The 14,282-nt window shown below is 47.5% G+C and carries 18 protein-coding genes; 15 read left to right on the top strand and 3 right to left on the bottom strand.

Annotated elements, in window-relative coordinates:
- Position 1: 1 nt before the first annotated feature.
- From CPY98_RS11785 to CPY98_RS11770, 4 genes are all read left to right on the top strand, one after another.
- Positions 2-649 (top strand): phage N-6-adenine-methyltransferase, encoded by a 648-nt coding sequence (locus CPY98_RS11785; protein WP_096387812.1) that lies wholly within the window; start codon positions 2-4, stop codon positions 647-649.
- Positions 646-1,644 carry a DUF968 domain-containing protein gene (locus CPY98_RS11780; protein WP_096387810.1) on the top strand — a complete coding sequence of 333 codons (999 nt, stop codon included), beginning with the start codon at positions 646-648 and terminating at the stop codon, positions 1,642-1,644. The genes CPY98_RS11785 and CPY98_RS11780 overlap by 4 nt, the downstream gene beginning before the upstream one ends.
- Positions 1,645-1,664: 20 nt before the next feature.
- A complete protein-coding gene (locus tag CPY98_RS11775; protein ID WP_096387808.1) occupies positions 1,665-2,360 on the top strand; it encodes a bacteriophage antitermination protein Q in 696 nt (231 codons plus the stop codon).
- Between the two features lie 234 nt (positions 2,361-2,594).
- Complete coding sequence (locus CPY98_RS11770) at positions 2,595-2,828, top strand: hypothetical protein (RefSeq protein ID WP_072308777.1); 234 nt, start codon at positions 2,595-2,597, stop codon at positions 2,826-2,828.
- A gap of 102 nt (positions 2,829-2,930) precedes the next feature.
- On the opposite strand, the gene CPY98_RS20865 is transcribed toward CPY98_RS11770, so the two are convergent.
- Both CPY98_RS20865 and CPY98_RS11765 read right to left on the bottom strand, forming a co-directional pair.
- On the bottom strand, positions 2,931-3,089 hold the full coding sequence (locus CPY98_RS20865) for a hypothetical protein (protein ID WP_155403083.1): 159 nt from the start codon (positions 3,087-3,089) through the stop codon (positions 2,931-2,933).
- 97 nt (positions 3,090-3,186) lie between these two features.
- On the bottom strand, positions 3,187-3,480 hold the full coding sequence (locus CPY98_RS11765; RefSeq protein WP_072308778.1) for a DUF1883 domain-containing protein: 294 nt from the start codon (positions 3,478-3,480) through the stop codon (positions 3,187-3,189).
- A gap of 546 nt (positions 3,481-4,026) precedes the next feature.
- On the opposite strand from CPY98_RS11765, the gene CPY98_RS11760 reads away from it, so the two are divergent.
- The 3 genes from CPY98_RS11760 to CPY98_RS11750 are packed head-to-tail and all read left to right on the top strand — an operon-like array spanning position 4,027 to position 5,281.
- On the top strand, positions 4,027-4,287 hold the full coding sequence (locus tag CPY98_RS11760; RefSeq protein ID WP_231899409.1) for a phage holin: 261 nt from the start codon (positions 4,027-4,029) through the stop codon (positions 4,285-4,287).
- Complete coding sequence (locus CPY98_RS11755; protein ID WP_166493273.1) at positions 4,287-4,814, top strand: lysozyme; 528 nt, start codon at positions 4,287-4,289, stop codon at positions 4,812-4,814. Before CPY98_RS11760 ends, CPY98_RS11755 begins: the two co-directional genes overlap by 1 nt.
- Positions 4,811-5,281: a lysis protein gene (locus CPY98_RS11750; RefSeq protein ID WP_231899408.1), complete on the top strand. Its 471-nt coding sequence runs from the start codon at positions 4,811-4,813 to the stop codon at positions 5,279-5,281. Before CPY98_RS11755 ends, CPY98_RS11750 begins: the two co-directional genes overlap by 4 nt.
- A gap of 653 nt (positions 5,282-5,934) precedes the next feature.
- Here the strand turns inward: CPY98_RS11750 and CPY98_RS11745 are convergent.
- Positions 5,935-6,189: a YqjD family protein gene (locus tag CPY98_RS11745; RefSeq protein WP_227658306.1), complete on the bottom strand. Its 255-nt coding sequence runs from the start codon at positions 6,187-6,189 to the stop codon at positions 5,935-5,937.
- A 523-nt stretch (positions 6,190-6,712) separates the two neighbouring features.
- Here CPY98_RS11745 and CPY98_RS11740 point away from each other — a divergent pair.
- From CPY98_RS11740 to CPY98_RS11705, 8 genes are all read left to right on the top strand, one after another.
- Positions 6,713-7,150: a GNAT family N-acetyltransferase gene (locus CPY98_RS11740; protein ID WP_072307254.1), complete on the top strand. Its 438-nt coding sequence runs from the start codon at positions 6,713-6,715 to the stop codon at positions 7,148-7,150.
- A 212-nt stretch (positions 7,151-7,362) separates the two neighbouring features.
- On the top strand, positions 7,363-7,863 hold the full coding sequence (locus CPY98_RS11735; RefSeq protein ID WP_096387802.1) for a terminase small subunit: 501 nt from the start codon (positions 7,363-7,365) through the stop codon (positions 7,861-7,863).
- Positions 7,835-9,751 (top strand): phage terminase large subunit family protein, encoded by a 1,917-nt coding sequence (locus CPY98_RS11730; protein ID WP_096387800.1) that lies wholly within the window; start codon positions 7,835-7,837, stop codon positions 9,749-9,751. Before CPY98_RS11735 ends, CPY98_RS11730 begins: the two co-directional genes overlap by 29 nt.
- A 1-nt stretch (position 9,752) precedes the next feature.
- Complete coding sequence (locus CPY98_RS11725) at positions 9,753-9,959, top strand: phage head-tail joining protein (RefSeq protein ID WP_072307257.1); 207 nt, start codon at positions 9,753-9,755, stop codon at positions 9,957-9,959.
- The gene (locus tag CPY98_RS11720) at positions 9,956-11,551 is read left to right on the top strand and encodes a phage portal protein (protein ID WP_096387798.1); all 1,596 of its coding nucleotides are present in this window, start codon (positions 9,956-9,958) and stop codon (positions 11,549-11,551) included. Before CPY98_RS11725 ends, CPY98_RS11720 begins: the two co-directional genes overlap by 4 nt.
- Positions 11,538-12,830 carry a S49 family peptidase gene (locus CPY98_RS11715; RefSeq protein WP_096387796.1) on the top strand — a complete coding sequence of 431 codons (1,293 nt, stop codon included), beginning with the start codon at positions 11,538-11,540 and terminating at the stop codon, positions 12,828-12,830. Before CPY98_RS11720 ends, CPY98_RS11715 begins: the two co-directional genes overlap by 14 nt.
- A 10-nt stretch (positions 12,831-12,840) precedes the next feature.
- Positions 12,841-13,167 (top strand): head decoration protein, encoded by a 327-nt coding sequence (locus tag CPY98_RS11710; RefSeq protein WP_096387795.1) that lies wholly within the window; start codon positions 12,841-12,843, stop codon positions 13,165-13,167.
- A gap of 75 nt (positions 13,168-13,242) precedes the next feature.
- A complete protein-coding gene (locus CPY98_RS11705; protein WP_096387794.1) occupies positions 13,243-14,280 on the top strand; it encodes a major capsid protein in 1,038 nt (345 codons plus the stop codon).
- Positions 14,281-14,282 lie beyond the last annotated feature (2 nt).

Raw genomic sequence — 14,282 nt, 5'->3', positions numbered from 1 at the left:
TATGAATATCAACCCATACTGCGCCGATTTAGCAGCACAACGTGCAGAGTCTGAACACTACCTAAAAGACGTTGGCGATCAGTGGCGTACTCCAGATTCATTGTTTTGGGGCATTAACGCTATGTTCGGGCCAATTACTCTCGATCTGTTTGCTGATGCTGATAATGCCAAATGTGACGCGTACTACACCGCTGAAGATAACGCACTTACTCAGGACTGGTCAGAACGTCTAAAAGAGCTAGGCGGTGCGGCATACGCAAACCCACCGTACAGCCGCGTTAAAGAGTATGAAGGGCAATATGTCACAGGCATGCGCCACATTATCGATCATGCGATGGCTATGCGTGAGAAGGGCGGTCGTTACATCCTCCTGATTAAGGCTGCGACAAGCGAAGTGTGGTGGCCAGAAGAAGCCGATCATGTTGCTTTCATTCGTGGGCGTATCGGCTTTGATCTGCCTGTGTGGTTTAAGCCTGCTGATGAGAAGCAAAAGCCTACCGGCGCGTTTTTTGCTGGAGCGGTGGTCATTCTGGATAAGCAATGGCGTGGACCAGCAATCAGTTATGTCACCCGCGATGATCTAATCACTCGGGGTGATGCATTTCTGGCGCAAGTTCGTCGTATGGCTGAAAAGCTGGTGGCAGCATGAGATTGTTACTGACTGCGTTTCCTCAGTCAGATCTGGGCGTAGTGCTACTGCGCCCCGGTACCGGTCTGATGCATCATTTCAAACAACAGCAACGCCTGTACATTTCTGATGAACCCCGTGCTCTGCGTGAATTGCCAACGGGTGAAATTCCTGCAGAACATCAGACATTAGCCGCAGATCCGCGCCTATCTGCTTTCTGGGCTAATGATCGTGTTTATCGAGCAGCTGGTGGGTTGGATAGTTTGCTCACATGGCTCGATGAGAAGGATGAATGCCAGTGGCATGCGGATTGGCACCATAAAGAGCTAGTGACAACACCCTATGAGGGCAGCGCGGTTCGGCTGTGCTGGAGTTGTGATAATCGTACTCGCACGCATTTCACAGAAGCCATGATGTCGATTGCTATGCAGAACAGGATTGAATGCTTACTCGAGGCCATTCGCATCAAACTGGATCTGAGTGAAGGGCGAGAGATTTCATTTGCTGAGGTGTGCTGGTGGGCGACGCTAAACGGTGTAGCAGACCTTCTTCCTGCGTACGCTATTACTGGGATGGAACTCCCCACCATCGGAGGCACAACGAAAGAGGCGGATATTAACCCGTGGGAGCCAGATCCATTCTCTATTGTTACCGATCTTGTGGAGCAGGTAAAACCCGTTATCAAGCTTTCGGGTGATGAAGCGCCACCAGCGAGCTTTATGTTGAAACCTAAGTTACAGCGGTGGGAGTGTGAGAAATACACGCGGTGGGTAAAAACGCAAAAGTGCTGCGGTTGCAGTAAACCAGCTGACGATCCGCATCATGTGATTAACCACGGGCTCGGTGGCATGGGAACCAAAACGCATGACCTGTTCGTGTTGCCGTTATGCAGACGGTGCCACGACAAGTTGCACAAGGATGTTGGGGCGTGGGAGCAGAAACACGGGGATCAGCGATTCCTATTGATTGAATTTTTAAATTACGCGCTGGGTGTTGGCGCAATTTTCAAAGCGTAACGTGTGGGGAGCGCTGAGTAATGAATTTACAGCATTTAGAGTATGTAAGAAGCTGCGTTTCGCTGGCACTTGCAAACATTGTCGGAGCAACAAAAGGCCAGCTTGATGCGTTTCAGGGAGCGGCATTGGTAAACACGTCACGTTATCCACGTAAGCCAGTGCGCGAAGTTGGCGGGCAGGTTCGCATTGCTGATCCGGTTAAGTGTGCAGAAACTCGAGGCGGTAAGGATATAAGGCCACCAATTGAAGAAATTGTGTTCTGTCTTAGTTCGTGGCGCCGGGCAATATCTACACTTGATGGCCACCAGCTTGGATGGATTCGGTATTGCTATGCGCATGACCTGAACTATGACTATCAAGTCCTGATCACTAAACATGTATGGGACGAGTTCAAAAAGACGTTAGCAGGCAAGCGGATCACAAAGAAAGTGACGTCACGACTTGCACAATTGGTGTGGCTGGCAGTGCAGCAGTATGCCTACACTCGCAGAGCTATGGATGGAGAGCAGCGTAAAGCATGTGAATTAGCGAGCTTGCTGGGGATTGCCCCGGACAATTGGTCAAAACACTATGCTGATCATTGGGCACACTTGATCCTTGAGTGTGAGCGATTAGATGAAGGCGTATTGCGTGATGTAGATAACAAAAGAATTGATGATATCGTGCATTTTAACGACAAAGTTATTGCAAAAGTCAACAAAATGAGCCATATTTAACGTTAATTTGGTATGTTGCCAAAATTACATATAAACCCGCCAAGTGCGGGTTTTTTGAACATGGCATCCAGCCAACAACCATCTATACACTAACTCTACTTCCCTGATGGATGGTAGGAGGCTGTACGGATATTCCTGAATTTGGGAAGTGGTCATCTGTGAATTCAATTTTCAGCACAACTAACATGAGTTCGTCTACTCTGTATGTGGGTAAACTACTTACAGAGAAATGCGATGGAACTACTGCTTAACGAAGCTGTATATGATTTGTGGGTTAGAGCTACTTGTTTTGCTGACGATGACCTGATTGATGAAGCTGACATCGTTGATTATATTTTTGATAATCGACCGAAAAAGTATCCCTGTGTTGCTTACTTGGGGCCGGTACAGAGCCCAACAGAATCATTCAACATTCAGTTCATCTACGGTGAACAGATCACAGAATGGGCGAAGCGTTTCTCCCTGTAATATCTTAGTCAACGAAAAATGCCTGCTAACGGATGATTTTACCATTGCTTGGGAAATAAATGATCGTTTGGGAGTAACGTAGATTGATTGAATAGAATCTACTTATAAGTTACGTTTATACATGCCGTGGATCTCGGCTAGTTTGTGAGAGAAGTGGACGGGAGGATTTTCCACGGCATTCAGCACATCAGTCAGCGAAGAAGGGTAAACCGGAGCGTTTGATGTGCTGAACAACTGCATGAGTACTGAGTTGGTATTCATCTAGGAATCAACGTGGGGTGGCTACCCAGTGCTCATGACAGTTGTGGTTGATGGTGAACTCCTACATTGATAACTGCCTGTAATTAGACTTCCCTTACTATTTGGGCATGTCTTGGTGCTCTAATAATTCATGATTAGGCAAAATAGATATGCTCACTGAAGGCTCAGTGTCTCCATGACTATGAGTATCAATCACAATATTCCAAATCCCATCGTATGGAACTTCGACAATGGCCGGGAAATTGGTAAAAAAACCACCATGATAGTCGGCCCAGCTATCTCTACAAAACTTGTCGAAATACTTTTCATTAATCAAAAGAATTTTTGCAGGCTCTGAGCAAACCACTTTTACATAGCTGTTGGCAATAAGAAACAATCGACTATTTTTCATTCGATGGAACTCCACACGTAATAAAAAAGAAACCTCTCACCCCCGTAATTTCAGATGAGAGGGGCCATAGGCCAACACCAGGGAAAAGCGATGCTAATGTATAATCAAACGCAGTTAGTAATTGATACCCTAGGATGAATCGCAACTTATTGATTTAGATCTATTTATTTTATGATGAGTATTTGTTTTTCTTATTACATCATAATTAACTCTAATGCTTCATGTTAAGTAATTGAAAATGATCTTTTTTTCAAAGGTATTGCTTTTGTCTTATATTTATCAGGATGAGATGATTCTTGGTTCATATATATTAGTAATTAGAAATTAAGTCACTGCGTTTTTTAAAAGTTAAACCTTTTTTAATAGAATATGGTCCTAATATCGTAATCATCTTTTAAAGGTCCCCTCTGGGGGGGCTTTTTTATTTCTAGCGTCCAGCCAACAACCATCCACACATTAAACACTTTCTAGCTGAGAGTGGTTTTACGGCTGGGCGCTATTCACTAAATAACCCTGCCTCGCTGGTGGAGGTGAAGGATGAAAAGAATGTACACACGTGCTGCCGATAACACCTTGCTCGCCGGTGGGCTTTCGTCATGGCTATTCAGCCTGATTAATTACTTCTCACCTAATGAGTGGATGATTGTCGGCATCATTGTTGGCATTTTTTGCACTCTGGCTGGCCTTATTTCGGGGATTTATTTCCGCTGCCGTCGTGAGCGCTTATTACGTGAATGGATTCAAAGCCGTCAGGTGATAGCTGCTGCGCTGGTGAATGAAGAGCTGGAAATGCTGGAGCGTGATTGATGGGGACTAAAACAAAACTTAGCGCTGCAGTTCTGGCATTAGTTCTCGGCGGAGCCACAGCAGATAAAATCCTCGACCAGTTTCTCGATGAGAAAGAGGGCGTTCGAACTATTGCGTATCAGGATGGACGTGACATTTGGACGATATGCCGTGGTTTGACGCATATTGAAGGGAGACCAGTCACTCGAGGGCTGAAACTTTCATACAGCCAGTGCAAGCGCTACGACGCTGTAGAGCGTGATAAAGCCATCGCATGGGTTAAGCGAAATGTGACTGTGCCACTTTCCGAGCCAGCCATCGCGGGTATCGCTTCTTTTTGCCCTTACAACATTGGCCCAGCCAAATGCTTTCCCTCAACGTTCTATAAGAAGTTGAATGCTGGTGATCGCATTGGTGCTTGCGCTGAGATAAAGCGCTGGATATTCGACGGCGGTAGAGATTGTCGGATTAAAGAAAATAATTGCGCGGGGCAGCCGGTGCGGAGAGGGCAAGAGTCGGAGCTTACCTGTTGGGATATAGACCAATGAATATAAATTTCAGTTGGCGAATGATGGCAATAGGATTGTTGCTGGTGGCGTTGGTCGTCTCTGGGAGAATAGCTGACCATTACCGCGTTAAATACCATCAGATTGATAAAGACCGCATTGCTGCTGAACAGTTAGCCCGTGAACGCCAATCCACCATTAATGATATGGCTCACCGTCAGCAGCTTAATGCGGCTTTGGACGCGAAGTATATGCAGGAGTTAGTAAATGCTAAGTCACAAATTGAAACTCTTCGTGTTGACCTTAACACTGGTGCTAAGCGGCTGCGCATCGCGGCCAGTTGTCCAAAACTGCCAGAAACCACCGCCGCCACCGGCAAGCCTGATGCAACTAGCCCCCGACTTAATGACTCCGCTGAACGGGATTATCTCAGTCTCGTCGAACGGATCAGACAATCCGAAACAATGATTAATGGGTTACAAGATTACGTTAGAACTCAGTGCAATTAAGACAGACACTGGTGATTAATGGTACACGAAAAGAGCTTATAATTAATGCCTTATCACATCGCAAGCCGGACTATGCATGCACTGCAATTTTTCTCTAACCTCAAACCTCTTATACATAGATTTAAGCGTGTGCCTGTTTTCTTTGGGAATACTCATATCACAGTTAGAAACTGAGAAAACAAGTAACACTGAAGCAGCAGTAAGAAAAGTAGTGTTCAACTTTCGTGTCCTTGTTTTAATATTTATGCAAATGATAGCATTTCTAAATATTTATTAAACAGATTGCATATAATTATTTTTTAGCCTCAGTACTTGCTAAGTTTATTTTACATCTGAATTGCATTGTGCATTCCAGAACCACACAGAAGTGTATTCTTAGTAAATTGTTAGCATGAGTATTATTTCAATTGCTGGCAATTGTAATAAGGGAGAAGTGACAGCTTTGGCGTTCATCACTTTGGAGGTAATTAAAATTTTCTATAGATATAGATATTAATTAACAGAGGGTGACTGCGCATGAGTGCACAGCTATCAGGCTTACCTAATTTTATGACACGGAGAATGAAGCGAAAGCATGAATGGTATGAATACGATTAACTCAATCTTCGTTTTCAAAGATTTAGAGCAAGAGCCCCTAAATGAGGGGCCAGAGATTACTTTCTACCAAGTAAGTAGCCTAGAATTAGACCAATACCAGCTGAAATAGCTACCGAAGCAAGAGGGTTTGTTTCTACTTGCTGTTTCGCTGTATCCACCACGTCAGATGCAGCACCTAAACCTTTACCGTAAATTTGTCGAGCCTGCCCCTCTAATCTATGTTCATGCGAATTGGTAGCTTCACCATAGGACTCTTCTACATGACCGGCCGCTTCATTTGCTACACCTTTAGCTTTCTCAAACAAACCCATAAATTGCCTCCTTATAAAATAAAAACGACTTATTCAGCATAGAAGAGAATGTTGAATCCTGCAGGGCTAAGGCTATAGCAATATCAAATAATTCCTTAACCATTTGATTTTATTTAATTATATTGTTATGGCTATTTATGTCCATTACCACAAAAGAGGCTTGTTGATTTAAATTTTTGTTAGTAGTGTGGTTGCTAAATCAGGTTACAACGTTGCATCTATTTCTAAAAAATGGTGAGTCAAATATTCAATCATAAAATGAAAAAATAAACTATTTATCAAATGATAACGTTAAAAGCTTTATGTGGTTCCGTTTCCGAATTCGGAGTGTAAATGGAAATGTCATCATCAAATGTGAGCAGCGCTAAGTGAAATGGGGGTGCTCAGTCACGTTAGAGTCATTTATCATATCGTTCAGCCCTTTTACATATACCTCGCCACATGTTTAACAAATTACATGCAATTGTTAATATATTGTAATATGTTCTGTTCTTGCAGCATATCCTGTAATGATTGGAAATGGGTGGGTTTTGAATTGGTTGTACTAAAGATTTTATCCTATAAAAGTGAAGTTTTAGAGATAAATGAAGCGCTTAGGAAAGAGCCTGAAAGCTGCAACATAGCGCCATTCATCGTCCATAAGAGACTGATAGGAAGCAGTGAATTTATTAGCTTCATTTGTAGAGATAGTAAACATCTGCTTGGTTATGTTATTTGCTGCGGCATTGATACCGACAATGGAACGATGTTAGAAATCTCCAAACTTTATATTTTTAATAAATTTCGAGGTGAGGGGTATGGATCGGAGGTCGTCTCTCAGATCATATCTTTGGCTATGGAAATGAATATCGCTAGTATTTTTGCTGAGCCACTTGATGATGCAGCGAAAGCATTTTGGTCTAAAACAAGGCTTTTTTACTCATATGAAATTAATCGATTTGAGCTTAATTTATCATTTTAAAAGATTCAGTAATTGATAACCGCCTACGGGCGGCTTTTTATGGGTCCTTTCTAGCATCTAAATACACCGAGGGGCGGTAGACGCGCGAAATATCGCTATTTATGAGCTTTTTTGGAGAGTTGGTTGTTGTTTCGTTGTTCCCCCTCAGGCCTTGTCCCGCGCGCATTTCGTAAAAAAACATAACAACTAACACCAACCTGAGGAGGTGATCCATGACCGTCTGCCTCAATAAGCGAGATATGGCGGCGAGTCTCGGGATTTCTGTTCAGGCATTTGATAAATGGGGTGTCACGCCCACCGAACGCCGTGGTCGCGAAGTGCTCTACGATGTGCGTACTGTTTTGGAAAACCGGCTCGAGCATCAGAGCCACAAACAACCGGCTGCTGAGGATGATCCCGCGGTCAATATTGATTTTGAGCGTTGGCGACTAACAAAAGCGCAAGCTGACGCTCAAGAGCTAAAGAATGCAAAAGATATGGCGGAAGTGGTAGAGACTGCCTTTTGTGTTTTTGTCCTCTCCCGTGTTGCCGCCGAAATCGCTGGTATTTTAGATGGTATTCCTCTTTCCATGCAGCGTCGTTTCCCTGAGTTAGAGAATAGGCATATCGAGTTTTTAAAGCGCGATGTGGTCAAAGCGATGAATAAAGCCGCGGCAACAGGGGAGTTAGTGCCGGAGCTGTTGAATGAATATATCGAGCAAACAAATTCGTAGTTTGCAGCAAACGGTCTCAGCAGGATTACGTGTTCTGTTTCGTCCCGTGCCGGTGTGCGCCGTGGAGTGGGCCAACGAAAATTACTACCTCCCAAAAGAGTCTTCGTACCAAGAAGGGCGCTGGGAAACGTTGCCGTTTCAGGTGGCGATCATGAACGCCATGGGCAGCGATGATATCCGAGAAGTGAATCTTATTAAGTCAGCACGTGTTGGTTACTCCAAGATGCTGCTGGGTGTTATCAGCTACTTCATTGAGCATAAACAGCGCAACGGGCTTATTTGGCAACCCACCGATAGCGACGCTGAGAACTTCATGAAATCGCATATTGAACCGACGATCCGTGATGTGCCCGGACTACTTGCGCTAGCGCCGTGGTATGGCAAAAAGAACCGAGATAATACGCTTTCGATGAAGCGCTTTTCCAATGGGCGTGGCTTCTGGTGTTTAGGCGGCAAAGCGGCGAAGAACTACCGTGAAAAGTCAGTTGATTTTGTTAGTTACGACGAGCTGGCAGCTTTCGATGAAGACATCGAGAAAGAGGGCTCACCCACCTTTCTGGGTGATAAGCGTATTGAGGGCTCGGTTTGGCCTAAATCGATCCGTGGCTCAACACCAAAAATTAAAGGCATCTGCCAGATAGAGCGCGCGGCGCGAGAGTCTGAGCATTTGATGCGTTACCACATTAAATGTCCACACTGCGGTGGTGAACAGTTTCTCAAGTGGGGAGACAAAGAAACCCCGTGTGGCTTCAAATGGGAAGCAGGACAACCCAAGAGTGTCTATTACCTGTGCGAGCACAATGCCTGCGTTATTCATCAGAACGAAGTGAATTTTGCTGATGGACGGTACATCTGCGAGACCACTGGCATGACCACAACGGACGGTTTGCGATGGTTTAGCTCCACAGGGACGGAGATTGACCCGCCTGATTCGGTGTCCTTCCACATTTGGACCGCGTACAGCCCATTCACCACGTGGGTACAAATGGTGAAAGAGTTTCGTAAGACTTTGGGGGATCCGGGAAAGCGTAAAACCTTTGTGAATACGACGCTGGGGGAGACGTGGTCGGAGGATATTGGCGATCGCCTCGATGCCGAGGTATTGCATGAACGCGCTGAGTTTTATCCTGCACAGGTCCCTGAACGTGCTGTCTATCTTACGATGGGGATCGACTCCCAACGCGACCGTTACGAGTGCCGAGTATGGGGATGGGGGCCGGATGAAGAGGCTTTTCTTATCGATCGCATCATTGTCATGGGGCGGCATGACGAAGAGGAAACCTTGTTACGTGTGGATGCGGCGATAGCGCGGCAATACACCCGAAAGGATGGCTCGTTAGTCAGTATTGGGCGTATTTGTTGGGACTCTGGTGGTATTGACCCCAGCATTGTCTATAAGCGTTCGAAGAGGCTCGGTCTATTTCGCGTCATTCCCATCAAGGGAGCAAGCGTATATGGCAAGCCAGTGGCCAATATGCCACGTAAGAAAAATAAAGATGGCGTGTTTCTCACGGAAATTGGCACTGATACGGCGAAGGAAGTGATTTATTCCCGCTTTAAGATTGCGCCTGCCGAAAGTGAATCGGGTGCGGGCGTGGTCCATTTTCCAAATAACCCTGATGTTTTTGATCTGATTGAAGCCCAGCAATTAACCGCTGAAGAGCTGGTGGAAAAATACGAAAACGGCAAGGTGAAGCTCATGTGGGATGCTAAAAAACGACGCAATGAGGCGCTGGACTGTTTTGTTTATGCGCTGGCGGCACTGCGCATCAGCGTATCGCGTTGGCAATTAGACCTGAATGCGCTTTGGGAGGCACAGCAGTCGCCGACAACACTAAAGACCCCGTCTAAAGATTTAGCCGCTTTAGCCGCAAGCCTAGGAGGATGATGTGAGCCTTGAAAATGATTTGGCAGCGGCACAGCGTGCGCTGCATGACTTACTGATTGGGAAACGTGTGGTTTCCGTGCAAAAAGACGGGCGTAAAGTCGATTTTACTTCCGCTTCTCTCGATCAATTACAAAATTATATCGACAACTTAAAAGGCCAGTTGGGGCAATATTCCCGGCGCCGTCCGCCGTCTGGGGTGGTGCTATGAATCCATCAGCACCGGAACTGTTGGGGCCGGATGGCCACACGGCGCTACGTGAATATGCCGGATACCATGGGGGCGGTAGTGGCTTTGGGGGGCAGCTCGCGAAGTGGATCCCACAAACTGAAAGTGTCGATGCCGCATTATTACCTACGTTAGAACGCGGCAACGCACGTGCTGATGATTTGGTGCGCAATAATGGATTTGCGGCTAATGGCGTTCAGCTACACCAGGATCATATCGTCGGATCGTTTTTTCGTTTGAGCCATCGTCCAAACTGGCGTTATCTCGGTATTGATGAGCAAGATGCGCGAGCGTTTTCGGATGAGGTTGAAGCCGCATGGCGAGAATATGCCGAAGACTATAACTGTTGCTTGGATGTTGAGCGCAAACGCACCTTTACCATGATGATCCGCGAAGGCGTGGCCATGCATGCTTTTAATGGTGAGTTGGGCGTACAGCCGTGCTGGAGTGAGAGCCATGGCGACTTATTCCGTACACGTTTTAAGATGGTTAGCCCCAAACGTATCAGTAATCCTTATAACGGAACCGATACGCAGCAGCGTCGCGCAGGGGTAGAAATTGATCGCCATGGTGCCGCGGTAGCTTATTGGGTGAGTGAGGACAGTTATCCTCATTTTGGGACACAGAAATGGGTCCGTATTCCCCGTGAGATGCCGAATGGCCGCCCCAGCATGATCCACATTTTTGAGCCGGTGGAGGATGGGCAAACGCGAGGTGCTAATCAGTTCTACAGCGTGATGGAGCAAATGAAAATGCTCGATACGCTGCAAAACACTCAACTGCAAAGTGCCATCGTAAAAGCCATGTATGCAGCAACCATTGAGTCTGAGTTAGATTCTGAGAAAGCCTTTGAGTTTATCCTCGGTGCTGATAAAGGACCGGGTACAGCCTCCCCGCTCAATCAAATGCTCGAACAGTACCTTGTGTATTACCAAGCGGCACAGGTCAAATTTAACGGGGCTAAAATTCCGCATTTGTTCCCCGGCGATAAGCTCCAATTACAAACCGCCCAGAATGCTGATAACGGTTATTCGGTGTTTGAAAAGTCATTGCTGCGCTATATCGCGGCAGGGCTTGGCGTGTCATACGAACAACTTTCTCGTGATTACAGCCAAGTGAGCTACTCGAGTGCGCGAGCCTCGGCTAACGAGTCGTGGCGCTATTTCTTAGGGCGTCGCAAATTCATTGCCGCACGTCAGGCGAGCCAGATGTTTGGATGTTGGTTAGAAGAAGCGCTGGTGCGGCGTGTGGTCACGATGCCGAAAAATGCCCGTTTCTCCTTCCAAGAGGCTCGCTGCGCATGGGGAAATGCAGAGTGGATTGGTGCAGGGCGTATGGCGATCGATGGGGTGAAGGAGGTGCAAGAATCTATCATGCTTATCGAGGCTGGACTGAGCACTTACGAGAAAGAATGCGGCAAATATGGGGAAGATTATCAGGATATTTTCCGCCAGCAGTGCCGAGAGTCTGAAGAACGCAAAGCGGCGGGCTTAACCCCGCCGGCATGGGTTGCCGATGTCATGCGTGCACAGTCCCAACCATCAGCACAAGAGGAGAAAAATGCAAACGCGTAATTTGCCGCATATTGCCAGTCTTGCCTTTAATGAGCCGCTGTTACTTGAACCCGCCTATGCGCGGGTTTTCTTTTGCGCGCTCGGGCAGGAAATTGGTGCGGGCCGATTGATTGACAGCAGCGGCGCTGTGATTGAATCCGCCCAGATGCCGGAGGTCACGGCTGGATATTTAGGGAGCTCATCGATCGGTACAGATAGAGGCTATGACGTACAGCAAGGTATCGCTCAGCTATCAGTCTCGGGCACGTTGGTGAGCAAAGCCGGATCGTTGCGACCATATTCGGGTATGACGGGCTATAACGGCCTCATCACCCGGATTGAAATGGCGATAGCCGATCCGGATGTTAAGGGCATTTTGCTGGATATGGATACGCCGGGCGGGATGGTGGCGGGGGCCTTTGATGCCGCCGACATGATTGCGCGCTTTCGAGAGCATAAACCTATTTGGGCGTTAGCCAATGATATGCACTGTTCGGCGGGGCAACTCATTGCCAGTTCGTGCAGTCATCGCCTGATAACCCAGACTGCGCGCGTGGGGTCTATCGGGGTCATCATGGCGCACAGCAACTATGCCGGTCAGTTGGAGCAGGCTGGCATAGAAATCACGTTGATTTATAGCGGTAACCATAAAGTGGATGGCAATCCGTATCAAAAATTGCCAGACGCCGTAAGAGAAGATTTTCAGCGTCGTATCGATGCAACCCGCATGCAGTTTGCGCAGAAAGTCTCTGAGCACAGCGGATTATCGTTACAGTCCGTCATGAAAACCGAGGCTCAGGTATTTACTGGTCAGGAAGCTATCGATGTGGGGCTTTCCGATGCATTGGTGATTAATGCCGATGCACTCAATCTGATGGCCGATACGTTAAATACTAAAATTTACCCGACAGGAGGGAGAATGTCCCAAAAAGCAAATGCGACAACCATCGAGGTTGTGGCACAAACGACGAATGATGTGGTGCCGGCAGCATCAAGTGCTAGCGCCACCTTGACCACCGAGCAGTTAAACGCCGCGGTCACCGCTGAACGTGAGCGTATGACGGGGATCTTGGGATGTACAGAGGCCAAAGGACGTGAAGGACTGGCGGCCGAGCTGGCGAATACGCCGGGGATGAGCGTTGCGGATGCGCAGCGTTTGCTGGCGTCGGCGTCAATCAGTGCTCAAGCTCGCACTGATACCGCGCTCGACACCATGATGGCCAGTGCGCCACAGACGTTAGGCACGGGCAGTGCGGCGGCGTTGTCGGATGCCGATGACTTAGACAATATTCCGGTATAAGGACACACAGATGAATCAGGAAAATTTTGAGCATTTCCAACCCCTCGGCAGTAATGACCCTGCCTATACCGGCGTTGGTATGGGGGCAATGACCGCGGATACCCCTGCATTTACGCCACTGATGCTGGATGCAACCAGTAACGCGCTGGTGGTCTGGGATGGCGCGCATGCAGGTCAAGCTATTGGGCTGCTGGCGCTTGATGCTGCGGCAGGGGCTACGACGCTCACGTATTACAAATCAGGCACGTTCCGGATTGATGTAGTGAAGTGGCCTGAGGGGATAAGCGATACCTTGAAATACAACGCATTTGCCGGTACCGCATTGAGCGTGGTGTAACGCCGTAATTATCTGCTCGTTTATTTTAAATTCTCCCAAGCCGCGCCTCGCGCGGTTTTTTTATGAGGAAAAGAAATGCCTGTCTCTCTCTTTTCGACCAGTAAACTGATTGCCGTTACTGAGAAGAAATTCAAGTTCGATCCGTTATTTTTAAGTCTGTTTTTCCGTGAAACCTACGAGTTTGATACCGAAAAAGTGGACCTAACCCAAATCCCCGGAGAAGTCGCCATGGCGGTGTATATCTCCCCAACGATCAACGGAAAAATTGAACGTACTCGCGGTGGTATTCAAACCCAATTTCAGCCGGGATACGTTAAACCTAAGCACGAAATTAACCCGAAAATGCTGCTGCGCCGCCTACCGGGTGAGGATCCGATGTTGCTGCAAGATCCTGCCTATCGCCGTAAACGCCTGATTATGCAAAACCTCAAAGATGAGGAGTTGGCGATTCAGCAGGTGGAAGAAAAACAGGCGGTGGATGGGGTGCTGTTCGGTAAATTCGTGATGAACGGCGAGCAGTTTGACGCGGTGGAAGTGGATATGCAGCGTTCGGCGGCGAACAATATCACCCAAGCGGGAGCCGCTGGTTGGAGCAAGCAAGATAAGGCGACTTATGACCCTACCGCCGATATCGAACAGTATGCTCTCAATGCAGCAGGCGCCATCAATATCATGGTGATGGATCCGAAAGCATGGGCGCTGTTCACCAGCTTTGACAAAGTCCAGAAGAAGCTCGATACCCGTCGCGGCTCGATGGCTTATCTGGAAACCGCGCTCAAAGACCTCAATAAAGTGGTTTCCATTAAAGGGATGTATGGCGATGTGGCCATCGTGGTCTATTCCGGCCAGTACATCGATCCGAAAACCCAGAAGAAAACCAATTTCCTGCCGGATAACACACTGGTGTTGGGCAACACCGAAGCGCGCGGTATTCGTACCTATGGTGCCTTGCAGGATGCCGAGGCGTTAGCGGCGGGTATCACTAAAGCGCGTCGCTATCCTAAAAACTGGATCACCACGGGTGACCCTGCACGTGAGTACACCATGACCCAGTCGGCGCCGCTAATGCTGTTGGCGGATGCGGATGAGTTTGTTGTGGTGACGTTGGCTTAATT

The sequence above is a fragment of the Hafnia sp. CBA7124 genome, from assembly GCF_002355555.1.
Taxonomy (GTDB): domain Bacteria; phylum Pseudomonadota; class Gammaproteobacteria; order Enterobacterales; family Enterobacteriaceae; genus Hafnia; species Hafnia alvei.
The sequence above is the reverse complement of the archived record's forward strand: the minus strand, read 5'-3'. Positions and strand labels throughout refer to the sequence as shown.